The following is a 22,197-nucleotide window of genomic DNA, read 5'->3' as shown; positions in this document are numbered from 1 at the left end:
GACCACTCGGGTCCACCATCGGCGCGTCGCTCGGCTCGAGTTCGCGGGATCGGGCGGCGAACGCGCTGGTGGCGTGGTCGGAATATGCTGGCGCGATGGCAGCTACACACAAGAGTAGACCGTGGTTCCTGAGAATTTTCGGCACGAAGATTCCGACACCGCTCGATGCAGGGCGGTCGGATCTGGTCGTCGTTGCCGAAGGCTTCGACGACGCCGAGGCGAGCTCGACGGCTCTCGAACGTGCCGCCTCCACCGAGCCGGAGTTCAGGGCGGAGTCCGAAGTGGTTCTGCGGCATCATCTCGACCTCCCGGAGGGCTCGGTAGCCGATGCCGAGAGCATCGTCGCCCAGGACGGATATGTGCGAGGCTCGAGTCGGCCCGAGGACGTGACTCCGGTGGTCGAGAATTCGGTTCGCGTCGTCTTCGAGCGTGTCCAGGTGCTTGACGCCCTGCATTGCTCCCAGGAGCGGTCACGAATGGCTGGTCTGGCGCAGCGACTCGGTGGTTCGGTCGCCGGGTGGGACGCGCTCCAGCCCCCGATACTTGTGGAGGCGCCGCCCAAACGCGGTCGCAGAAAGTCCTGAGCGGCCCTATTCGGTTTCCTCGTTACCTCACTGACTAGGCTGCGAGGGTCATCGGCAGCACAAAATGGCAGCGCGAAACGACAGCTCGAAACGACAGCTCGAAATCCAGCCCACTTGAACGACAGGGGACCAAGGCACTATGGCCGGCACCGACGCATCCAACGCCGTGAACGTCGATTCGAGTGCAGTGGTGCGGTCCTGGCCGATGATTCTCGGTTTGCTCACGGACGGCAGTGACTTGTCGGAAGCCGACAGTCGCTGGGCTATGGGCGAGATCATGTCGGACAACGCCACCTCCGCTCAGATCGCTGCTTTCGGGGTCGGTCTGAAGATGAAGGGCGAAACCCCCGCGGAGTTGGAAGGGCTCGCCGCCGCGATGCTCGAACACTCCAGGCGCGTGCCGGTCGATTCCGACGTCGTCGACATCGTCGGCACGGGTGGTGACCGCTCCAACACGGTGAACATCTCGACGATGGCCTCGATCGTGGTTGCCGCGTCCGGTGTGCGAGTTGTCAAGCACGGCAACCGCGCTGCTTCGTCCAAGAGCGGTGGCGCCGACGTGCTCGAGGCGCTCGGCGTTCGCATCAACCTCGGGCCGGAGCAGGTTGCGAGGTGTGTCGAAGAGGTCGGCATCGGCTTTTGTTTCGCGCCGGTCTTCCATCCCGCACTGCGCTTTGCGGCGGTGCCTCGCAAGGAAATCGGCATTCCGACGGCATTCAACGTGCTCGGTCCACTGACCAATCCGGCTCGTCCGCGTGCCGGGCTGATCGGGTGCGCATTTCCGAAACTGATCTCGGTCGTCGCGGGAGTCCTTGCGCAGCGCGGCAATTCGGCGTTGGTGGTACGGGGAGACGACGGACTGGACGAACTGACCACATCGACGACGTCGACGGTTCACATCGTCGGCGGTGGAAGTGTGCGAACTGTCACGCTGGATCCGCGTGACCTCGGAATCGACCGCGTTCCTCTCGAAGAGTTGCGTGGAGGCGACGCCGAAATCAACGCCACCGTCGCCAGAACGCTGCTTTCCGGGCAGAAGGGGCCGGTCCGGGACGCGGTCCTGCTGAACGCGGGAGCAGCCATCGCGGCATTCAACGGTGTCGGCGACGATCTCGAGAGTGCGATCTCTGCCGGGATGACTGCAGCCGCTGCCGCGATCGACAGCGGCGCGGGCGCTGAACTGCTTCACAAGTGGGCGGCGCTCACCGCCGAGCTGGCCGACCAAGCCTGATCGAGGGGCTATTCACCCAGCGAGAAACCGGCCTCGACGTCTGCGCTGGAGAATGACTGGAACGCAATGTGTGTGGCGGTTCGGAGAACGCCGGGCACCTTGTTGATTCCTCCGGTGACCACGTCGGCGATCTGGGCGTGGTCACGCACTTTCACGATGGCGATCAAATCGACGTCACCTGCGCACGAGTAGACCTCGGTCACTCCGGACAGGTCGGCGACGGCCTGCGCGGTTTCCGGGATCCGAGCGGACTCGGCGTGAATCATGACGATGGCGTTGATCATTTCTCTCCTCGATTTCCCTGCGGGTTGTGATGACCCGGTGGTTTCGATCGAGCTTAGGGGTGCCGCCCCGCCGTTACGTCATCGATGTTCGGATTCGGTTCCGGCTCGGGCGAGTCGGCACCAGGCTTCCCACTTGCCGGCGCCGCTCACAGGTTCGACGTATCCGGATGTCGCCGACACGATTCGGACACCGTCCGACGAGAGCCACCTTGCGATCAGTCCCAGTTCTTCGGGTGACGCGCCGCGGAACGGGGCGTCGTCCGGTAGGACGGTTTCGGCCGCCGCGGTGATGGCGTCGACGACGGGCATCGGGTGAGTCCCACGTCTGGCGAGCCCGGCGGACGCGAGACGCCCGGACCGGATCACCGACAGCTCCCAGCCGCCGTCTCCGGTGGGGCGGGCGAGAACGAGTTGTTCGATCGCCGCGACTGCAGCGAGTCGCTGAGTGCGCCGCACTGCGGTGGCGACTGCGACCGTTCGGTCACGCAGACGAGCAGCATTCTCGAACAACGCGTGTGCGGACAGCTCGTCGATCCGGGCCTGCATCTGTTGGAGGGGAGCGTCGTTGGTTCCTCGGAAGAATCCACGCACGGCCTCAGGGGCGGCCGCGTAGTCCTCTGCGTTGATTTCCGGGGTCCAGGAGGCTGGACACGCCCCCAGTTCGCGAGCGGGGCAGTCAGGGCCGTGAACGGCGCCGCGTCCGAGACGCTTGGTACACGTGCGCAGACGACTGAACTCTGCGACGGTGTCGGCGACGTCGACTGCGTCGCCGCGAGAGGTGAACGGGCCGATCGAATCGGCCGTGGGCGTGCGAACCACGGACAGTCTCGGAAACGCCTCGTCGGTGAGGGTGATCCACCAACCTCGCTTGGGAAACTTGGAGCGACGGTTGTACGGCGGCGCATGCGCGCTCAGCAGTCGTAGTTCACGCACCCCGGCCTCGAGAGCGTGCGCGCACTCGACATGGTCCACGCGGGTGGCCAGCGCGACCATTTCCTTCATCCGGCCGCGGGTCTCCGAACCGGTGAAGTAGTTGCGGACGCGGCGTCGAAGGTCGGTAGCAGTTCCTATGTAGAGGGCTTCGTCGGAAGGACCGCGGAAAAGGTAGACACCGGGGCTTCGCGGCAGGTTTGCGGCGAAGGACCGTTTGGCCCGTTGATGCGAGGAAATGTTGGGCAGGTAGTCGACTAGTTCGCTGTAACTGTGGACACCCTGGTTTCCGACCCTGTCGATCAGTCCGTGGAGGACGTCGACGGTCGCACGCGCGTCGTCGAGAGCCCGGTGCGTCGGCTGGGTGGTCACTTGGAAGAGATGGGCGAGTGCGGAGAGCTTCACCGAAGGTGCCTCGTCGCGTGTGAGTACGCGCCGGGCGAGTTTGACGGTGCACAGGACACGGAACGCGGGCCACGGGCGCGCGCTGCGTGACGCCGCTGCTTTGAGGAAACCGATGTCGAACGGCGCGTTGTGTGCCACCAGCACCGCGCCCTCGGCGAACTCGAGAAATGCAGGCAGGACACGTTCGATGGGAGGTGCGCCGATCAGCATGGCCGTGGTGATTCCGGTCAGTTCGACTATGTAGGGCGGAATCGACCGGCCGGGGTCGACGAGTGTTGCCATTTCGCCCAGTACCTCGCCGCCGCGGATCTTGACGGCGCCGATCTCGGTGATGGAGTCCTGGTCGGCGCTGCCCCCTGTGGTCTCGAGGTCGACGACGACAAATGTTGTCTCGCTCAGCGGTGTGTCCAGTTCGTCGAAGCTCAGTTGCCGCCCGACGTCGAACTTCTCCCCGTCGGAGAACGGGGGCGGAGACGGAAATTCTCGGGCCGAGGCGGGACTCACACCGCAGACAGTAGAAGTACCCCCCGACACGAATTCGAGAGTGCAGACACGGAATCCGACCCGCACGGACTTCCATTGCGAAATCGGTGGATGAACGCCCGACAAAAGTAGGAGAGACGAGGATCACACTTGCGGTGGGAACTCGCGAATGTGGACGCGCGCCTACTTGTGAGTAGGGCGAGTCGAGGGGTCTTCGGTGCGTCTGTCGACGGCTGAAACCGCGTCCGTGACCGGAACAGGTTCTAGTTTCAAGTAATCATCGTTGAACTGCATGGAAGATCGGATTGTCGGGTTTGGTGAGCCTTGGCAGTGGGTAACGGGCGCGGGTTTGACGGCCTGGAGTGGGTCGCCGAACCGACCTGTTGTTATCTCCCCGTGACCCGCCGGGCGTATCGCGGGCGCGGCACCACGATTTCCGGCGAATCGGGCACGATTGTCACGAAGCGGTCGACATCGTCGCGATCATTTCGTAACCTTCCTGAGACCTAACGAAGTCTTGCCGGACCAAACAGGACCGGCATCGTCAGGAACCGCCTAATCGGGATCTCCGCGAGGAACCCGAACCGGGAACCCAAGTTTCCACTGGGGTGAATCCCGCCTGGGGTGCAGCACGCAGGATCGCTGCAGACCACGCGGGTAGGGCTGATCTTCCCAGCCCGAACCCGTCAGCTAACTCGGTCGGCGGATGAATGGAAGAAATGGAGCACCCCTTAAGTGGCGTCACAGAGTTTCAAGCGTTCAGCGCAGTTGGCAGTAGCCGGCGCGCTCGCAGTCGGAGCATTCGCTGCAACCGCTGCACCTGCCTCGGCAGACCCCATCACCATCCCCGGCGTCGGCACGTTCGAGGTTCCGGGCGTTTCTATTCCTCAGTTGCCGGTCATTCCGGGCATCACCGACATCGCACCGGCTGCACCGGCCGCTCCCATCTCCAGTGTTGGTGAGCAGGCAGTTCGCGCCGCAGAGAGCAAGCTGGGCTCCCCGTACGTGTACGGCGCAGCCGGCCCGGACGCATTCGACTGCTCCGGTCTCGTTCAGTGGGCATACAAGCAGGCCGGTCTCAACCTGCCTCGCACGAGCTACGACCAGGCTGCAGCCGGCGTTGCCGTCGCACAGTCCGATCTTCAGGTCGGCGACGTGATCTCCTTCTACGGCGGATCGCATTCGGGCATCTACGCCGGTAACGGCAATGTCATCCACGCGTCGACCGCTGGTCAGCCCGTGAAGCTCGCTCCGGTGTCCTCGATGCCGTACGACGGCGCTCGCCGTTACTGATTTCTGAACACGCTCGACGGCTGTCTCCGGTAGGCAGTCGGAACGATCCGCCGCTGTGATGCGGCGGAGCTCGGGGGAGCTCCGGATCTTCGAATGTGGGCCTCGAATCTTCGATTCGGGGCCCACATTTTCGTTTCGCGACAATTCGCCCGGTACTTCACCCCGACACGCCTACCGGCGAGTAGACACAAACGTATGCCGTTCCGTAACCTTATCGAGACATTGCGCGGCCGAGACAGGTACTGTGGATAGTTGACAGCCAGCTAACAGATCGTCGACCGGTCCCGGTCGACGTCGCTTCACCGAGACGGAGAGTTGCATTCCGTGGTTTCATCGAAAAACAACAGTCGAGTACGGGCCGCATTGACAGTGGGAGTGCTGGCGTTCGGACTCGTTGCAGGGCCTTCGATGCAGGCCGGTGCCGACCCCGTCATCACCAACCCCACCGAGGCGCTCGACAAGCTCGGTGAACTCTCCCGGGTTTCCGAGCAGACCAACGAAGCGCTGCACAACGCGCAGATCGACCTCGACGCGAAGCTGGCAGTCGCGAATGATGCGGACGTGCGATCGGCAGCCGATCAGGGTCTTCTCGACGCGGCTTCGGCGCGCGTCGCCGAGTTCGCTCCGGCGGTAAACCGTATTGCCACAGCGAATTACCAGGGTGCGCGAACCAATCGCCTCTTTGCGTTGATGGTGAGCGACTCGCCGCAGCAGTTGCTCGACCAGATGTCTGCGCTCGACGTGATTTCCAACGACGCGGCAGTACAGGTCTCTCAGTTCAACCAAGCCACTGCCGATGCGCGTGCCGCCTCGGAAGCGTCGAAGCGATCGGCCGAAGAAGCGCGAACCGCCGCCGATCAAGCCCGCGCGCTCAGTGACGATTTGCAGCGCAAGCAGAGTGAACTGCAGACGCAGATCGCCGACGTGACCAAAGCCTTCCAGAATCTCACCGACGACGAACGTAACCAACTGAGCGGTACGCCTTTCCCGCCGGACGTCGATCTCAGCAAAATTCTGGCTAACTTGACCCCTGGCTCGGGTGCTGCTGCTCTGCAGGCAGGCCTCACGCGGATCGGTGACCCGTACGTCTGGGGCGCGACCGGCCCGAACGAGTTCGACTGCTCAGGTCTGGTGGTATGGGCCTACAAGCAGATCGGAAAGACTCTGCCGCGATCGAGCCAAGCGCAGGCGCAGGGCGGTGTACCGGTGTCGAGGGACCAACTACAGCCCGGCGACGTCGTGACGTTCTACAGCGACAACTCGCATGTCGGCATCTACGCCGGCGACGGAAACATTCTGCATGCGTCGACGTTCGGCGTACCGGTGAAGGTCCAGTCGATGGCAGGCATGGAGTTCTCCACTGCGCGTCGTTACTGACGGCTTGCTGCGCCCGAGCGGCGTGTGGCCAGCCGCCGTGAAGCGTCGAGTCGAGTTCTCCTACACTCGGCACCGTGCCGACTGAACCGATGACGACGCCCGACGTCGGCGCAGATCGACCACGCCGTTGGGAGTATCCGGCCCTCGTGGCGCTCGGTGTAGCCGTGGTGCTCGTTCTGGGCCTGACGATCTTCCTGACGAACAGGTCCGATTCCGACGAAAACGCCGCCGCCGAACAGGACGCGGAACGCAGCGCTCAAGTCCAGAGCTTTCTCGATGCATGGGCCGCGGCTCAGATGTCCGACGATCCGTCGGGGCTGGCGAAGTTCGTCGACAGTGCCGCCGCACCCGGTGTGCTCGAGGCGGAAGTTCGACGAGCCACTGCTGCGGGAGCGCTTGAATTCTCCGACTGGGGATACGAGATTCCCAGCGGCGGCCTGACTCCGGCGCCGCGAACCGGTGCGCCGGGCGGAGACGTCGAAGTATGGAATGCGCAAGTTCTGTTGCGGTACGCCCTCGACGGCGTCGACGCATTGCCCACGCGCAAGGCAGTGTCCATGACACTCGCGAAACGCGGCGATCAGTGGTCGGTTCTTGCGGACGGGTCGATCGTCGGACTGGACGGCGCCCGAACGGCGGGCGAATCCTGGAATGGCCCCTGGGACTTCGGCCCGCTTGCCGTCGCCGAGAATTCTGCGGGTAACGCGCTGGTGATCGGCCACCCGGGTCAGCAGGCGTTCGTCGACGCTTTGGCTGCCGATGTGGACTCAGCCATCGAGAACACGACGCAGTTGTGGGGGCCGTGGTGGTCCGAGCGCGCGGTGCTCATGGTGGCGGGGTCCGCTGAGGAATTCACCGCACTGGTCGGCTCCCATCACGACGGCGCTTCGATTGCTGCAGTGTCGGTCGCGGATGCGACGGCGGACGGGTCATCCGACGTGAGCGGCCAGCGAGTGGTCTTCTCGCCTGCCGCGGCTTCGAGGTTGACCGACATCACCAGGCGAACGGTGTTGCGCCACGAACTGATGCACATAGCCGCCCGATCGAAAACCCGTGACGGGTCGCCGATGTGGGTATTGGAAGGGTTTGCCGAATACGCGGGAAACCGTGGATCCTCGCGGGCCTGGGGTGAGATCGCGCCGACTCTGGCAGCAGCGGTACGCTCCGGCGATACTCCGACCGAGTTTCCGGACGACACGCAGTTCAGCGGTGTACCGGTCGTGAGTTCACTGGCGTACGAATCGGCGTGGTCGATCAACGCGTATATCGCCGATCGATTCGGAGAAGCAAAGCTGACCGACCTCTTTCGCGCTCTCGCCTCCGGAAAGATGACGGCCGAAGACCTCGATTCGCGGATCCGAGCGGTCGTTGGCGTCGGAACCGAGGAACTGCGAGCCGGATGGGTCGACTGGACCAACAGCCATCTGGGCTGAGCGGTTCGCGGCTGGGTCGATTGCAGCGGCGAGGTGCCCTTCGCACGTTTGAAGCACCGAGTGCCCTACGGTGGACGGATGCGCCGGACCCTCTTGGTGACCAACGATTTTCCTCCTCGCCCCGGAGGTATCCAGTCGTATCTCCACACGTTCGCCGGGCATCTGCCGCCGGACAAGTTGGTGGTGTACGCACCGCGGTGGCGGGGCGACTCGCACAAGAAGTTCGATGCGGCACAGCCTTTCGAGGTCGTTCGGCACCCGACGACGCTGATGCTGCCGTCGCCTTTTGTCGCTCGTCGAGCCGCGAAGTTGGTCAAGAAGCACGACTGCGAGTCGGTCTGGTTCGGTGCGGCAGCGCCGTTGGCGTTGTTGGCGCCGGTTGTTCGACGTGCCGGAGCGAGCCGAGTGATCGCGAGTACTCACGGCCACGAGGTCGGATGGTCGATGATTCCCGGTGCGCGGCAGTCGTTGCGTGTGATCGGTGACCACACCGATGCGGTGACGTTCGTCAGCAAATACACCCGTGGGCGGTTCTCGGCGGCCTTCGGCCCGCAAGCGGCGCTCGAGCACCTTCCTTCCGGAGTGGACACGTCAGTGTTCCACCCGGACTCGGTCGCCCGCGCGGAACTGCGTAAGCGATACGGGCTGGGCGAGCGGCCCACGATCCTGTGCCTGTCGCGGCTCGTGCCACGCAAGGGGCAGGACATGCTCATCAAGGCGCTGCCGACCGTACGCAAGAGCATTGACGGGGCGGTACTGGTGATCGTCGGAGGTGGGCCGTACGAGGACCATCTCCGCCAATTGGCGCGTAAGACCGGGATGGACGATCACGTCGTCTTCACGGGCACGGTGCCCGCCGCAGAGTTGGCGGCGCACCACACGATCGCCGACGTGTTCGCCATGCCGTGCCGTACCCGAGGCGCCGGATTGGACGTCGAAGGACTGGGAATCGTCTACCTCGAGGCCTCGGCTACCGGTGTGCCGGTCATCGCCGGGCGCAGTGGTGGCGCTCCGGAAACGGTGCAGCAGAACAAGACCGGGCTCGTGGTCGACGGCACCTCTGTTCGCGACGTCGCCGAATCCGTGATCGAGGTGCTGTCCGATCGTGATCGCGCGGCCGCGATGGGAGCAGCCGGCCGGGCATGGGTTGCCGAAGACTGGAAGTGGGACACGCTCGCTTCGAAACTGCGTAATCTCCTCGGCTGAGCAAACGGGACTCGAACGCGAACGGCCCGCACCGAATTCGGTGCGGGCCGTTCATGTCGGCACGTTCGTGTCGGCAGAGGGCTGATCGGCGAAAGACTACTTGGCGTAGATCTTTTCGATGTCGGCGGCAAAGCTCTCGTGCACGACGTTGCGCTTGAGCTTCATCGTGGGCGTGAGTTCGCCTGTGTCCTCGGAGAAGTCGACCGGAAGAATGCGGAACTTCTTGATCGCCTCGGCGTGTGAGACGAGCTTGTTGGCCTCGTCGATGGCGTCCTGGATTTCGCCGACCAGTTCGCCGTCCGAAACCAGGTCGGCCGCTGTGGTTCCTGCGGCCTTGTTGTTGCGCTCGTTCCAGGCGGGAAGAGCTTCGGCGTCGATGGTGATGAGGGCGCCGATGAAAGGCTTCTGGTCGCCGACCACGATGGCCTGGCTGATCAGCGGGTGCGCGCGAAGGGAATCCTCGAGCTGAGCGGGGGAGACGTTCTTGCCGCCTGCCGTGACGATGATTTCCTTCTTGCGGCCGGTGATGGTGATGTAGCCGTCCTTGTCGACGGTGCCGAGGTCGCCGGTGTGGAACCAGCCGTTCTCGATCGACTCGGCGGTCGCCTTCTCGTTGCGCCAGTAGCCGGTGGAGACCACCGGTCCCGAGAGGAGGATTTCGCCGTCTTCTGCGATACGAACGGAGTTGCCGGCCAACGGCTTTCCGACAGAGCCGACCTTCTGTGCGCCGATGGTGTTGACGGCGAACGCTGCGGTGGTCTCGGTCAGTCCGTAGCCCTCGTAGATCGTGACACCGATACCGCGGAAGAAGTGGCCGAGTCGAGCGCCCAGAGGTGCACCACCGGAAATGGCCAGCTGGCACTGCCCGCCGAGCGCTGCGCGCAGCTTCGAGTACACGAGCTTGTCGAAGAGAGCGTGCTTGGCCTTGAGAACGATGCCGGCGCCGCCCTTGTCCTGCGCCTCGCTCCACGCGACGGCAGTGTCTGCGGCCGCGTCGAAGATCTTTCCCTTGCCGTCGCCGTGCGCCTTGGCGCGTGCGCTGTTGTAGACCTTCTCGAACACGCGCGGCACCGAGAGGATGAAGTCGGGCTTGAACTCGCCGAACGTCGGAACGAGGTTCGGGATGTCGCTCGTGTGCCCCAGCGCTGCACCGGCGTCGAACGACGCGATGCTGACTGCGCGAGCGAGAACGTGCGCGAGCGGCAAGAACATCAGAGTGCGAACGCCGGGTGTCTTGAGCAGCGTGCCCAGGTTGGAGTCGAGGATGCCCTTCGACTCGGCAATCAGGTTGGAGTGCGTCAGCTGGCAGCCCTTGGGTCGGCCCGTGGTGCCCGACGTGTAGATCAGGGTCGCGGGATCGGATGCCTTCAGTGCCGCGACGCGGGCGTGGACGTCCTCGTCGGAGATGTCGGCGCCCAATGCGGTCAATTCCTCGACAACACCTTTACCGCCTGCCGCGGCATCGATCTGGTAGACCGTGCGCAGCGCGGGGGCGGCTGCAGCGACGTCCTTCACGGTCGCGGCATGTGCGTCGTTCTCGACGATGAGGTCGATTGCTTCGGAGTCCTCGAGAATCCAGCGAACCTGCTCGGCTGCGGAGGTTTCGTAGATCGGAACCGTCACGCCGCCGGCCGCCCAGATGGCGTAGTCGACGAGCGGCCATTCGAAACGCGTCGCCGACATGAGGCCGACGCGGTCGCCCTGCTTGACGCCGATCGCGATGAGGCCCTTGGCGACGGCAGTCACCTGAGCGGCGAAATCGCCTGCAGTGACATCGACCCATGCATTTCCGACTTTGCGCTTGTAGACAACCGCCGCCGGCTTCGTCTTCGCGAAGGCGAAGACCGAGTCGACCGCGGAGGCATCCTCGGGAATGGTGAACGTCTGGGGTGCGCTGAACTCAGGCACGAAATACCTCCGACACTGCGAAATACTGACGAGTAGGGTTTTCGTCTCCTACTGTAGTCGCATGTCCGACGCAGTTGTGGCCAGGCTTACAGTCTGTCCGGTATGTAGTGTTGCGACACCCCTCGACGCTTCGCGGACGCGATATGTGAAGCTACTTCGGTGAGCAGCATTCAGGTCGCAGACCAGACTTTCATCGCCGCCCCGCCCGAGCGGGTCGCCGAACTGTTGTCCTCGCGCGCGCAGTGGCGTCGCTGGTTCAGTGATCTCGAGCTCGAAGTCCGGGAAGATCGCGGTCCCGCAGGATTCCGTTGGGGAGTGTCAGGTCAGCTGGTCGGCACCATGGAGGTGTGGCTCGAACCGGTCATGGACGGGACGATCGCGCACTACTTCCTGCACTGTGAGCCGGTCGGCGTATCGCCGTCCGATCTGGCGACCCTCGACCTCGCCGGGATGAACCGCAAGCGTCGGGTCGATGGCAAGGTCATGTCGTTCCAGCTCAAACGCGAACTCGAAGCGGGACGTGCCGCCGGAGTAGCACCGGACTGATAATCGAAGCACTGCACGTTGTGCAGGTTCTGGACTTTTGACGAAGGAAGGTAGCGCAGTCGTATGGCCGAGAAGACCAAGGGGTTGATCAGCATCGACGCTCCTGCCGACGCCGTGATGGACGTCATCGCCGATTTCGAGCGGTACCCCGAGTGGGTGGCCGCGGCGAAGTCCGTCGAGGTGACGGCGCCGGGACAGGGCGGCCGCGCGGACCGAGTACGTTTCGTCCTCGACGCGGGGATGGTGAAGGACACCTACGAACTGCAGTATTCGTGGGCACCGGACGGTATGGCGGTGAGTTGGGAGCTGATCTCGGGCGAGATTCAGAAGTCCCAATTCGGTTCGTACACACTCGAGCCCGGCCCGAACGGCACCACGTCGGTCACCTACGAGTTGACGGTCGACCTGACGATTCCGATGATCGGACTGTTCAAGCGCAAGGCCGAGAAGATCATCACCGACACAGCTCTGAAGGAACTGAAGAAGCGAGTCGAGGGCTGAGTGCCGGAGCAACGATCGCGCGTCCAACTGTTCGTCGGTAAAGGCGGAGTAGGCACGACGACGCTTGCCGCAGCGACTGCTGTGTCGGCTGCGACCGATGGGGCGAGAGTGCTGCTCGTGTCGATCGATCAGGCAGGTTCTCTTGCAGACGTCCTGGGCGTGCCGAATCCGCGAACGACCACATCTCTCACCGAGCGTCTCGACGTCCGGCAACTCGACACGTCAGCGCTCCTCGAGGACAAGTTCCGAGGATTGTCGGGGTTGATCGACGCTGCAGGAACTTTCGGAGCGGGAGATCACGAACACGGTTCGTCGTTCGAGGGCTTGGAACCGGAAGAGTTGACGGGATCCCTGGGCATCCAAGACATGCTCGGGCTCGCCGAGATCGTCGACCTCTCGGACAGCGGCGACTACGACCTCGTGATCGTGGACTGTCCGGCCGCAGCCGAAGCGCTGCGGCTACTCGGCTCGCCGTCGATGGTGTCGGAGTATCTCGAGCGATTGTGGCCGCGGCACAGGCGGATGGTCGCTGTGACAGGTACGGACATGCGGCTGCTCCTGTTCGTGTCCGTCGTCGAACGCGTGCTCGCGTCGGTGGATCGGATCGCGGTTCACCTCTCGGATCGGGAGAACACCGGCGTGCGTGTGGTGACGTCGGCCGACGGCGTGTCGGTCGCGGCGACTCGTCGGACGTTGTCCGGGCTGGCTCTGGCCGGGTTGCGAGTTGACGGGATTGTGGTCAACAACCTTGTCCCGCAGTTCAACTCGTCCGCCGGGAAGAGTGTCGACGATTCACCGGCGGCGCAGTGGCTCGCGTCGATCCGGGCGGCTCAGGCACTCGTCGTGGACGAACTGCGTGGATCAACCGATGGAATGTCCGTCACAACGGTCGAACGCGCTTGCGCCGAACCGGTAGGGTTGGCCGCTCTGGGCGAGATCGCGGCCACGTTCGAGGGTGGAGCGGGCACGGATTCGGGCACCGTCGGTACCGCGGACAACATCGTGGTGTCGTTGGAGTCCGGGACCGGAGTCGATTCGGTGTACGTGATGCGGATGTACCTTCCGCTCGTGGATCCGTCGTCGTTGTCGTTGGGCCGGGTGGAGGACGATGTGCTGGTGGGAGCAGACGGCGTACGACGCAGAGTTCGTTTGGCGTCGGTGCTGCGTCGTTGTGTCGTGAACGGGGCGGAGTTGGACGGCAGTTACCTGATCATCCGGTTCAGCCCGGATCCCGCGGTGTGGCCGGTATGAGCGAAGAGCACGAGCGCCTCGTCGCGGAGTTTCGCGCGCTGGCGGAAACCGTTCTGACGCGCCTGGAACCGGTGCTGCAGAAGGCCGCAGCAGCGACGGCCGACGTTGCGAGTGACTCGGCGTCCACGGACACGCAGCCGGTGTTCACCGGCTGCAGCTGGTGCCCGGTGTGCGCCCTCGCCGCACTGGTTCGCGGTGAGCACCACGAACTGTTGGCATTCCTCGCGGGTCAAGCAGCAGCATTCCTTGCGTTGCTTCGTGAGATTCTCGACGAGTTTCTCGGGGGGCCGTCAGGCCCCGATCGTGGACCCGAAGGCGGTCCGACGACGCCAGGTGCGGAGCGAACTCGCACGGCGGCATTTGTCCCGATCAACGTGACGGTCAAGGACTGACTCAGTACCCCGGGTAGAGCGAACGGCCCGAGATGAGCACAATCGACACAATGGTCACCGACGCACGAGGCACCGATTCAGGGTGCGCACTCCAGCGGACGCCGCTCGCGCGGGAATCGTCGCGATGAGCGCGCGCCGCTTGAAAGCGGTCTCCGACTCCACCATGGACGACATCTTGACGGTCGGCATCGACGTCGGCGGGACGAGTATCAGGGCCTCCGTCGTGGACGTCGACGGACAAGTGCTCGAGATGATTCAAGCCCCGACCCCGCAGTCGGCCAGGGCACTCGAAGACGGTCTCGATCGCGTCGTGCGCGAATTGGTCACCAGGCACGAGGTATCGGCCGTGGGGTTGGCGGTCGCCGGCTTCATCACCTCCGATCGAAGCTCGGTTCGGTTCGCTCCGCACTTGCCATGGGTGGACGCGCCGGTCGGAAGTGACTTGAGCAAGCGGCTCGGCTTGCCGGTCGTTCTCGAACACGACGCCAATGCAGCGGCGTTCGCGGAGCACCGATTCGGCGCGGCCGCAGGTGGCCGCAATGTCGTGATGGTGGCAATCGGGACCGGCATCGGTGGTGCGCTGCTGATCAACGGTGAGCTGTACCGGGGGAGTCACGGCGTCGCCCCCGAACTGGGCCACATCCAGGTCGTTCCGGGCGGGCGTCAGTGCGCGTGTGGCAAACGTGGGTGTTGGGAGCGCTATTGCAGCGGAACGGCGCTCGTCGACACGGCAATCGAACTGCTTGCCGCCGACCCGGCCGCGTCGACGGTCCTGGCGCGTGAGGTAGCGGTGGATCCTGGTTCGCTCACCGGTCGCCGGATCGCCAACGCCGCGCAGGACGGTGACCCACTCGCGCTTGCAACGATCGCCGAGTTCACCCGTTGGCTGGCCGTGGGTCTGGCCATGGTCGGTGACGTCTACGATCCCGATCTGGTCGTGATCGCCGGCGGCGTCGCGAGTTCTGCCCCACTGTTTCTCGACGACGCCCGCGAGCAATACGCGACATTGTTGACCGGCGCGAAGCACCGCCCACTGGCCCGCATCCGTTCCGCTCAGCTGGGCGAAGCTGCGGGCATGGTCGGCGCCGCCGCTTTGGCCCGATCGGTAGTGCCTCAGGATCTCGGTGGGGTCGACGGCGCTGGAACCACGTCTGCCGGACTGTGATCGGGTCGATCCTGCAGGGGCGTGTGTAGCGGGGGTTACCGGTCGGCAGTAAGGTCGTACTCAGCGAAATTCAGCTGTGAATGGGAGGGACGCCGTGTGGTATTGGCTCTTCAAGTATGTGTTGCTGGGGCCGATTCTCTGGCTGCTCGGGCGTCCGACGGTCAAGGGTCACGAGAACATTCCGACTGACGGGGCGGCCATTCTGGCCAGCAATCACCAGGCGGTTCTGGACTCGTTCTACCTTCCGCTTCGCGTCAACCGCCGCATCACGTTCCTTGCCAAGAGTGAGTACTTCACCGGTTCCGGTCTGAAGGGCGCTTTCCAGAAGTGGTTCTTCACCGCGGTCGGTCAGGTCCCCATCGACCGAACCGGTGCAGACGCGGCGCAGGATGCACTCAACGCCGGTCTCAAGGTCCTCGGTTCGGGCAGCCTGCTGGGTATCTACCCCGAGGGGACGCGCTCGCCTGACGGTCGCCTCTACAAAGGCAAGACCGGAATGGCGCGCCTCGCACTTGAATCGGGCGTCAAGGTGATCCCGGTAGCGATGGTCGGCACCGACAAGATGAATCCGATCGGCTCACGGATGTGGCGTCCCGCCAAGGTCACCGTGATCGTCGGCGAACCCATCGATTTCTCCCGCTTCGAAGGCATGGGCGGAAACCGCTTCGTCGAGCGCGCTGTGACCGACGAGGTGATGTACAAGTTGATGAAACTCTCCGGCCAGGAGTACGTGGACATCTACGCGGCGAGCCTCAAGAACCAGGCGCCCACGAAACCCGAAGCTGCCGTCGACGTTCCGGCGGAAGGCAGCGAGTCGGTTGTCGATCTCGTGGCCTCGGCCGAGTCGAAGGAATCCGCGAAGACCGACAAGGATTCGCTCCCGGACGCACAAGCCAGCTAGAGATTTCCCACACCGGCCGCACGCGCATTGGCTCCAGAGCCTGCGCGTGCGGCATAGTTTTCGGACGTGCGCTACTTCTACGACTGTGAATTCATCGAAGACGGTCGAACCATCGATCTCGTGTCCATCGGCGTTGTCTGTGAGGACGGCCGAGAGTACTACGCGGTTTCGACGGAGTTCGATCCCGCCCGTGCCGGTAGTTGGGTGCGCAAGAACGTGCTGCCGAAGTTGCCGCAGCCTTCGTCGCCGCTGTGGAAATCACGCGAGAAGATCCGCGACGATCTTCTGAAATTCTTCGTTCCGCGGCCGATGGTGGTTCCGGAGCTCTGGGCGTGGGTCGCCGCCTACGACCACGTCGCGCTGTGCCAGTTGTGGGGCGACATGACGGAACTACCGCAATCGATGCCGCGGTACACCCGCGAACTCCGACAGTTCTGGGAAGACAACGGCAGTCCTACCCTCCCGTCGGCGCCCGCCGACGCACACGACGCACTTGCCGACGCCAGGCACAACCTCGTGAAGTTCGACGCCATTTCGGCTGCACGGTCACTTCGCTGACCCAGGTTTCGGTGCGCGGGAAGTGTTCCGATTGGGCTGCGATCGAGAGCCTGTGTGACGCGCCGACGAGCGAGCGAATATCCTGTAGAGGTGAACTGGACTGTCGACGTGCCGATCGACCGCTTGCCCGAACTCCCGCCGCTGCCTGCCGGACTGCGTAAGCAGCTCGACGAGGCGCTCGCGAAGCCCGCTGCTCAGCAGCCCTCGTGGCCCGCTGACCAGGCGGCAGCCATGCGGACTGTGCTCGAGAGCGTGCCTCCCATCACGGTGGCCAGCGAAGTCGAGGCGCTGCAAGAGCGTCTCGCGCAGGTCGCGTGTGGTGAGGCTTTTCTGCTCCAGGGCGGTGACTGCGCCGAGACCTTCGCGGACAACACCGAGCCGCACATCAAGGGAAACATCCGCACGTTGCTGCAGATGGCCGTCGTGCTCACCTACGGTTCCTCGATGCCGGTCGTCAAGGTCGCTCGCATCGCCGGCCAGTACGCCAAACCGCGCTCTGCCGACATCGACTCGTTGGGTCTGAAGTCCTACCGCGGCGACATGATCAACTCGCTCGTCGCCGACGAGGCAGTCCGCGCCCACGATCCTTCGCGACTGGTGCGTGCATACGCCAACGCCAGCGCCGCGATGAACCTGGTTCGCGCGCTCACCGGCGCCGGCATGGCCGACCTGCACAAGGTGCACGATTGGAACCGCGAATTCGTCGCAGCGTCTCCCGCGGGCGCACGCTACGAGCAACTGGCAGCCGAGATCGACCGCGGCCTGCAGTTCATGAACGCGTGTGGCGTCACCGATCCGAGCCTGCACCAGGCACAGATCTTTGCCAGCCACGAGGCTCTGGTTCTCGACTACGAGCGCGCGATGCTGCGTCTCGACAACGACAGCGATCACCCCAAGCTCTACGACCTGTCGGCTCACTTCCTCTGGATCGGTGACCGCACTCGTCAGCTCGACGGCGCGCACATCGCCTTCGCCGAGTTGGTGTCCAACCCGATCGGCCTCAAGATCGGCCCGAGCACGACGCCGGAAATGGCGGTGGAATACGTCGAGCGTCTCGACCCCACCAACAAGCCAGGTCGTCTGACTCTGATCTCGCGCATGGGCAACGGCAAGGTCCGCGACCTGCTGCCGGCGATCATCGAGAAGGTCCAAGCCACCGGTCACCAGGTCATCTGGCAGTGCGATCCGATGCACGGCAACACCCACGAAGCCTCCACCGGGTACAAGACGCGCCACTTCGACCGCATCGTCGACGAGGTCCAGGGATTCTTCGAGGTCCACAACGGTCTCGGCACGCATCCGGGTGGCATCCACGTCGAGCTGACCGGTGAGAACGTCACCGAGTGCCTCGGCGGCGCGCAGGACATCTCCGACCTCGATCTCGGCGGTCGCTACGAGACGGCGTGCGACCCCCGATTGAACACCCAACAGTCGTTGGAGCTCGCGTTCCTCGTGGCCGAGATGCTGCGAGGCTGAAACCCTGCTTCGCCGAAGCTGATTCGCGCCGGCATAGGTTTTCGGCAAACGCCCTCACCCGCTCGCGCAGGTGGGGGCGTTCGCTATTGCGTGAATCGTGTGACGAATCGGCGCTGCCAGGGCATTTCGACGGCGCGAGGTGAGTAACGTGCGCGAACGTACGCGGTGGCGTCCTCACTGGGCACTCCGTCCATGACGGCAAGAGCGGCCAACGCTGTTCCGGTGCGGCCGTATCCACCACCGCACGCGATCTCGACTCTTTCGGTTTCCGAGCGCACCCACACTTCGTGCAAGGCCCTGCGCAGCGCATCGGGATCGCTCGGCAACCAGAAATCTCGCCAGCGGACCCACTCCGACTCCCACTCGGTGTCGGGAGGTTCTTTACCGGTCAGATAGACGCCGAAGGTGGGGAGAGGTCCCGAAGGAAGTGGATTGCGGAGTCCTCGACCCCGAATCGATCTCCCCGACGGCAAGTCGAGTATCCCAATGCTCTCGGGTTCCCACGTGGCCATGAATTCAGATTAGGCCGAAGCGGACTGTCAGGGAATTGCGACGACGCTGATGTCGGTGCCCTTGGCAACGAGGTCGTTCTTGACGCTCTGGCTGATGATGACCGAGCTGTCGTTCTGGGTGAGCTGACGCACGGTGATCTCGAGGCCGAGGCGGCCGAGTTCTTCGCGTGCTGAGGAGACGGAGCGGCCGATCAGCGAGGGAACCTTGACGGAATCGGAGATGAGGAGAACCACGGAGGTGCCGGCGTTGACGGAGGACCCGACTGCGGGATCGGTGCCGATCACGCTACCGCCCTCGACGGCGTCGTCGAACGTTGTTCTGGTGGTGCTGACTGAGATGCCTACCTTGTCGAGGGCGGCGCGCGCAGCGTTCTCGGACATGCCCTTCACATCGGGAATGTCTACGGGCGGTGACCCTTTGGACGTGATGACCTTGACCGAGGAGCCCACGGCAACTTCGGTTCCCGGTGCCGGGTCGAGCGCGGCCACGCCGCCGATCGGGATCTTGGAGCTGAATGTGTCCCCGCCGTCGACCGCGACGAGAGTGCGGTCGGCGAGTTGTGCGCCCAGGGCCGAGACGTCGCCGCCGGCCGGAATGGGCGGGACAGTCGGACGCCCGAGCGAAGTCAGTAACGCCACGGTCGAGCCTTTGGTAACCCTCGAGCCGGAGGCCGGGTCTGTCCCGATCACCGTGTCGATGGGTTGGGCGTCGGAGTACTGACCCTGGACGTCGGGGGAGAGCCCGGCGTCCTGCAGAGCGGTGACCGCAGTGTCCTTGGTCAGCCCGTCGATCGAGGGAACAGCTGTATAGCGGCCCGAGCCCATCCACCATCCGCCGAAGCCCAACGCGAGCGCGAGGACCGCGATGACGAGCAGCCAGATCAGGGTGGCTCGTCGCGATTTGCGTCGTGCCTCGACAAAATGAGCATGCGGATCGTCGTGCCCCGGGTGGTCGTCGCCGAAATCGGAACCGTCGTCGAAATCCGAGTCGCCGTCGACCGTCGCCGGACGAGCAGTTTGTGCGGTGACCGCGCGAGTGTGCTGGATACCGCCAGGGGGAGGAGAGCCCGTGCCGAGCGCCGTGGTGGCTGCCACAGCCGGGGCCACGCCGGACGCCAATACCGTCGTGGCAGCAGGGTTCGGGCGCGCAGCAGAGTTCGGGTGTACCTCCGTGGGAGGCGCAGGCGCCGGTTGTGGCCGGGCCGGGGCAACTTGCGCGCTCTGGTGCTGGGCGCTTCGACGCGGAGCGGGAACGCGGTATGACGGAAGTTCCAGTTGCTCGCTCACACTGCGAAGTGCAGCTGCCATCTCACCGGCGTCGGCGAAACGATGTGCGGGCTCGCGGTGAGTGGCTTCGGCGACCAGACGATCGAACTGCGCCGGTACACCGGGGATACGTGAACCTGGGCGCGGGACATCGTCGTGGATGCGTTGGTAGGCGATGGAGAGTGACGTATCGCCGGTGAACGGTGTTGTACCGGTGAGAAGTTCGAACATCAACACACCGGTCGAGTAGACGTCGCTTCGAGTGTCGGCAATTCCTGACGTCACCTGTTCCGGCGACAGATAGGCCGCGGTGCCGAGGATCACGCTGTTGGAGGTGGTGGTTGCTGCCGCAGCTGCACGCACCAATCCGAAGTCGGCGATCTTCACTTCGCCGGTGTCCGAGATCAAGATGTTCTCGGGTTTGACGTCACGGTGAACCAGTCCCGCTCGATGCGCCACCGCCAACGCGTCCAGGACAGGTGCCACGACTGCAGCGACTGCGTGTGGCGGCATCGGTCCGCGCTCACGAAGGAGTTCACGCAAGGTGCCACCGTCGACGAGTTCCATCACGAGGAACACGTGATTGCGATCGCTGCCTTGGTCGTAGACGGCCACAAGGGCCGGATGCTTGAGTCGGGCCACGGCCCGGGCCTCGAACTCGAAACGAGTCAGGAACGCTGGATCGCCGGCGAATTGCGGGTCCATCACCTTGATCGCGACAGGTCGATCCAACCGTGTATCGAGGCCTCGATACACGGTCGACATACCGCCGCGCGCGATCGGTGCGTCCACTCGATAGCGGCGCTCGAGCATTTCGCCGATCAACCCTCGACCTCCGTAATGACTGTTCCTCCGTGCTTGCGATCTGCGTGCTTGTGATCTGCGTGCTTGTGATCTGTCTGCTTGCGGTCTGGGTGGTAGCTGTCAGCAATGTGGGTGGTTGTATACCGCGTACCGGTTCCCGCAGTGAGGGCACCGATTCACATCCACCGCGAAATCCCGGTTACTGATACGCCGCATCCCGTCCATCGTAGCCAGCGATACCGACGCGGAAGTCTCGAGAACGTCACAGAGCGCTGTGACCTGAGCGGAGCGGCAGTTTCGAGCACTGCACCGGGCGGTACACAGCGGGCTCGCCGGACCGGATAAACTTCTCGCGGTGAGCGCGATTCCTTATTGTGATGATGTCCTGGATTCTTCGGTTTCCCTGTTCCAGCTGGTGGATGTGGCGAAGAACGTCGGGTTGCCGGTGAGCAAGGTTCACCAGTTGCTTCGCGATCACAAGATCATTGCAGTCAAGCGGCATGGCGTTCTCGGTGTCCCCGAAGTGTTCTTCGGCGAGGACGGCCAGATCGTCAAGTGGCTGCCCGGTCTGCTGGCGGTGCTGCACGACGGCGGCTACACCGATGTCGAAATCCTCCGCTGGTTGTTCCTGGCCGACGATTCCCTGCCGGGGCGCCCGGTGGACGCACTGCATGGTGATCTCGCGCGTGAGGTCATCCGCCGCGCACAGGCCATGGCTTTCTGAGCTGCCGGCCTTCTGACAACTCACCGCATGCGGTTTTTCGCCGCGTAGGTTGCCGACCGGACCAGACCCGGCGCAGCGACTCGAAGTCGCGTGCGTCCTGGAACGGACACACGTCGGTGCAGTATCCGGAAGTCGGCGCGCTCGACCTGATCGAGAATTGCTCCGTACAACACGAAAGCCGTGCGGATCGACGGCTGGACCCGTCGGTCGAGCATCGGGATGCCGGATTCGGCGGTCCGATACCGCCCCCGCGTCACGGCGATGAAGTGTGCCAGCGCGCGCTTGACCCGAACGTCCACCGTTTCGGTTCTTCGCCCATGTTCGAGCATCTCGATGTCGACCCCGAATGCGGCGAACTCGCCCGCCGGTAGATACAGACGTCCCCGGTCGAGGTCTTCACCGACGTCGCGGATGAAGTTGGTCAGCTGAAACGCCTCACCGAGATTCGACGCGGGCACTACCGCTTCCTGCTGCGGAACGCTCACTCCGAGAATCGGGAGCATCTGCAAACCGATGACGACGGCAGAGCCGTACATGTACTCGCTGAGTTCGTCCATCGTGTTGTAAACGGGTCGAAACTTCGCCGTGTCGGGGGCGTCCATCCGCATGGACTCGAAGAAGGCATCGAAATATGCGCGCGGGATGTCGAACGTCTTCACAGCATCCGCGAAGGCCGGGAGTACGCGTGTCAGGTCGAGGGGAACCGTCGACGGGAAGCCACCTGTCGCAGTGGGGTTGTCGAGTGCGTTGACGGCTGCACGTTCGACGTCGGCGAGCACCGTGCCTCGTTCATGCGGACCCGAGGGTTCGTCCACGATGTCGTCGACGACGCGAGCAAATGCGTAGAGCGCGTGAACTGCGCGGCGTCGAGGTTCGGGCAACAACCGGGTGGCCAGAAAGTACGTTCGGCCGTGTTCCCTCGTCACGTCCTCGCAGAATTCATAGGACGCAGGCAGTGCGTTCATGA

General features: G+C 64.1%; 21 protein-coding genes and 1 riboswitch. Of the genes, 15 read left to right on the top strand and 6 right to left on the bottom strand.

The genetic code is table 11. The features are described 5' to 3' along the window. Positions 1-95: 95 nt before the first annotated feature. Together ACVZUB_RS17360 and trpD are read left to right on the top strand one after the other, a co-directional pair. Positions 96-584, top strand: coding sequence for a hypothetical protein (locus ACVZUB_RS17360; RefSeq protein ID WP_042453564.1), 489 nt, complete (start codon positions 96-98; stop codon positions 582-584). Between the two features lie 139 nt (positions 585-723). After that, the gene (gene trpD / locus ACVZUB_RS17355) at positions 724-1,815 is read left to right on the top strand and encodes an anthranilate phosphoribosyltransferase (protein ID WP_003941751.1); all 1,092 of its coding nucleotides are present in this window, start codon (positions 724-726) and stop codon (positions 1,813-1,815) included. An 8-nt stretch (positions 1,816-1,823) separates the two neighbouring features. Here trpD and ACVZUB_RS17350 read toward each other — a convergent pair whose 3' ends face one another. Together ACVZUB_RS17350 and ACVZUB_RS17345 are read right to left on the bottom strand one after the other, a co-directional pair. Beyond that, positions 1,824-2,099 (bottom strand): Lrp/AsnC family transcriptional regulator, encoded by a 276-nt coding sequence (locus ACVZUB_RS17350; RefSeq protein WP_003941677.1) that lies wholly within the window; start codon positions 2,097-2,099, stop codon positions 1,824-1,826. 78 nt (positions 2,100-2,177) lie between these two features. Beyond that, on the bottom strand, positions 2,178-3,938 hold the full coding sequence (locus tag ACVZUB_RS17345; RefSeq protein ID WP_176741994.1) for a DEDD exonuclease domain-containing protein: 1,761 nt from the start codon (positions 3,936-3,938) through the stop codon (positions 2,178-2,180). A 521-nt stretch (positions 3,939-4,459) separates the two neighbouring features. Further along, positions 4,460-4,638, top strand: a riboswitch (cyclic di-AMP (ydaO/yuaA leader). Between the two features lie 14 nt (positions 4,639-4,652). Here ACVZUB_RS17345 and ACVZUB_RS17340 point away from each other — a divergent pair. The 4 genes from ACVZUB_RS17340 to ACVZUB_RS17325 all read left to right on the top strand — a co-directional run bounded on the left by ACVZUB_RS17340 (position 4,653) and on the right by ACVZUB_RS17325 (position 9,226). After that, the gene (locus ACVZUB_RS17340) at positions 4,653-5,210 is read left to right on the top strand and encodes a C40 family peptidase (RefSeq protein ID WP_003941754.1); all 558 of its coding nucleotides are present in this window, start codon (positions 4,653-4,655) and stop codon (positions 5,208-5,210) included. A 324-nt stretch (positions 5,211-5,534) separates the two neighbouring features. Continuing rightward, complete coding sequence (locus ACVZUB_RS17335; protein WP_003941704.1) at positions 5,535-6,587, top strand: C40 family peptidase; 1,053 nt, start codon at positions 5,535-5,537, stop codon at positions 6,585-6,587. 74 nt (positions 6,588-6,661) lie between these two features. Then, positions 6,662-8,020: a peptidase MA family metallohydrolase gene (locus tag ACVZUB_RS17330; protein WP_223304499.1), complete on the top strand. Its 1,359-nt coding sequence runs from the start codon at positions 6,662-6,664 to the stop codon at positions 8,018-8,020. A 78-nt stretch (positions 8,021-8,098) separates the two neighbouring features. Then, positions 8,099-9,226: a glycosyltransferase family 4 protein gene (locus ACVZUB_RS17325; RefSeq protein ID WP_003941734.1), complete on the top strand. Its 1,128-nt coding sequence runs from the start codon at positions 8,099-8,101 to the stop codon at positions 9,224-9,226. 96 nt (positions 9,227-9,322) lie between these two features. Here the strand turns inward: ACVZUB_RS17325 and ACVZUB_RS17320 are convergent, their stop codons facing one another. Continuing rightward, positions 9,323-11,134, bottom strand: a complete 1,812-nt coding sequence (locus ACVZUB_RS17320) for an AMP-dependent synthetase/ligase (protein WP_482627565.1) — start codon at positions 11,132-11,134, stop codon at positions 9,323-9,325. 159 nt (positions 11,135-11,293) lie between these two features. Between ACVZUB_RS17320 and ACVZUB_RS17315 the strand changes: the two genes are divergently transcribed. From ACVZUB_RS17315 to ACVZUB_RS17280, 8 genes are all read left to right on the top strand, one after another. Next, complete coding sequence (locus ACVZUB_RS17315; protein WP_003941776.1) at positions 11,294-11,680, top strand: SRPBCC family protein; 387 nt, start codon at positions 11,294-11,296, stop codon at positions 11,678-11,680. Between the two features lie 63 nt (positions 11,681-11,743). Next, a complete protein-coding gene (locus tag ACVZUB_RS17310) occupies positions 11,744-12,181 on the top strand; it encodes an SRPBCC family protein (RefSeq protein WP_003941701.1) in 438 nt (145 codons plus the stop codon). Then, on the top strand, positions 12,182-13,432 hold the full coding sequence (locus ACVZUB_RS17305; RefSeq protein ID WP_064113266.1) for an ArsA family ATPase: 1,251 nt from the start codon (positions 12,182-12,184) through the stop codon (positions 13,430-13,432). Then, a complete protein-coding gene (locus tag ACVZUB_RS17300; RefSeq protein WP_007730069.1) occupies positions 13,429-13,824 on the top strand; it encodes a hypothetical protein in 396 nt (131 codons plus the stop codon). The genes ACVZUB_RS17305 and ACVZUB_RS17300 overlap by 4 nt, the downstream gene beginning before the upstream one ends. Positions 13,825-13,948: 124 nt before the next feature. Continuing rightward, positions 13,949-14,989, top strand: coding sequence for an ROK family protein (locus ACVZUB_RS17295; protein WP_020969875.1), 1,041 nt, complete (start codon positions 13,949-13,951; stop codon positions 14,987-14,989). A 94-nt stretch (positions 14,990-15,083) separates the two neighbouring features. After that, on the top strand, positions 15,084-15,890 hold the full coding sequence (locus tag ACVZUB_RS17290) for a lysophospholipid acyltransferase family protein (protein WP_047270098.1): 807 nt from the start codon (positions 15,084-15,086) through the stop codon (positions 15,888-15,890). 66 nt (positions 15,891-15,956) lie between these two features. Continuing rightward, positions 15,957-16,448 carry a polyadenylate-specific 3'-exoribonuclease AS gene (locus tag ACVZUB_RS17285; protein WP_482627564.1) on the top strand — a complete coding sequence of 164 codons (492 nt, stop codon included), beginning with the start codon at positions 15,957-15,959 and terminating at the stop codon, positions 16,446-16,448. 90 nt (positions 16,449-16,538) lie between these two features. Further along, positions 16,539-17,924 (top strand): class II 3-deoxy-7-phosphoheptulonate synthase, encoded by a 1,386-nt coding sequence (locus tag ACVZUB_RS17280; protein WP_482627563.1) that lies wholly within the window; start codon positions 16,539-16,541, stop codon positions 17,922-17,924. 83 nt (positions 17,925-18,007) lie between these two features. Here ACVZUB_RS17280 and ACVZUB_RS17275 read toward each other — a convergent pair whose 3' ends face one another. Together ACVZUB_RS17275 and pknB are read right to left on the bottom strand one after the other, a co-directional pair. After that, positions 18,008-18,436 (bottom strand): protein-tyrosine phosphatase family protein, encoded by a 429-nt coding sequence (locus ACVZUB_RS17275; protein ID WP_054187279.1) that lies wholly within the window; start codon positions 18,434-18,436, stop codon positions 18,008-18,010. Between the two features lie 27 nt (positions 18,437-18,463). After that, positions 18,464-20,527: a Stk1 family PASTA domain-containing Ser/Thr kinase gene (gene pknB, locus ACVZUB_RS17270; protein WP_003941667.1), complete on the bottom strand. Its 2,064-nt coding sequence runs from the start codon at positions 20,525-20,527 to the stop codon at positions 18,464-18,466. A gap of 334 nt (positions 20,528-20,861) precedes the next feature. Here pknB and ACVZUB_RS17265 point away from each other — a divergent pair, with 334 nt between their 5' ends. After that, a complete protein-coding gene (locus tag ACVZUB_RS17265) occupies positions 20,862-21,230 on the top strand; it encodes an Rv2175c family DNA-binding protein (RefSeq protein ID WP_003941747.1) in 369 nt (122 codons plus the stop codon). 20 nt (positions 21,231-21,250) lie between these two features. Here ACVZUB_RS17265 and ACVZUB_RS17260 read toward each other — a convergent pair whose 3' ends face one another. After that, positions 21,251-22,195: a phytoene/squalene synthase family protein gene (locus ACVZUB_RS17260; protein WP_042452823.1), complete on the bottom strand. Its 945-nt coding sequence runs from the start codon at positions 22,193-22,195 to the stop codon at positions 21,251-21,253. Positions 22,196-22,197 lie beyond the last annotated feature (2 nt).

Source organism: Rhodococcus sp. OS5, from assembly GCF_056837585.1.
This window is presented reverse-complemented; position numbering and strand designations above follow the sequence as displayed.

Excerpts from the sequence above, each read along its gene's own strand:
- ACVZUB_RS17360 (WP_042453564.1), top strand. The coding sequence starts at position 96 with ATGGCAGCTACACACAAGAGTAGACCGTGGTTCCTGAGAATTTTCGGC.
- trpD (WP_003941751.1), top strand. The coding sequence starts at position 724 with ATGGCCGGCACCGACGCATCCAACGCCGTGAACGTCGATTCGAGTGCA.
- ACVZUB_RS17350 (WP_003941677.1), bottom strand. The coding sequence starts at position 2,099 with ATGATCAACGCCATCGTCATGATTCACGCCGAGTCCGCTCGGATCCCG.
- ACVZUB_RS17325 (WP_003941734.1), top strand. The coding sequence starts at position 8,099 with ATGCGCCGGACCCTCTTGGTGACCAACGATTTTCCTCCTCGCCCCGGA.
- ACVZUB_RS17310 (WP_003941701.1), top strand. The coding sequence starts at position 11,744 with ATGGCCGAGAAGACCAAGGGGTTGATCAGCATCGACGCTCCTGCCGAC.
- ACVZUB_RS17300 (WP_007730069.1), top strand. The coding sequence starts at position 13,429 with ATGAGCGAAGAGCACGAGCGCCTCGTCGCGGAGTTTCGCGCGCTGGCG.
- ACVZUB_RS17295 (WP_020969875.1), top strand. The coding sequence starts at position 13,949 with ATGAGCGCGCGCCGCTTGAAAGCGGTCTCCGACTCCACCATGGACGAC.
- ACVZUB_RS17275 (WP_054187279.1), bottom strand. The coding sequence starts at position 18,436 with ATGGCCACGTGGGAACCCGAGAGCATTGGGATACTCGACTTGCCGTCG.
- ACVZUB_RS17260 (WP_042452823.1), bottom strand. The coding sequence starts at position 22,195 with ATGAACGCACTGCCTGCGTCCTATGAATTCTGCGAGGACGTGACGAGG.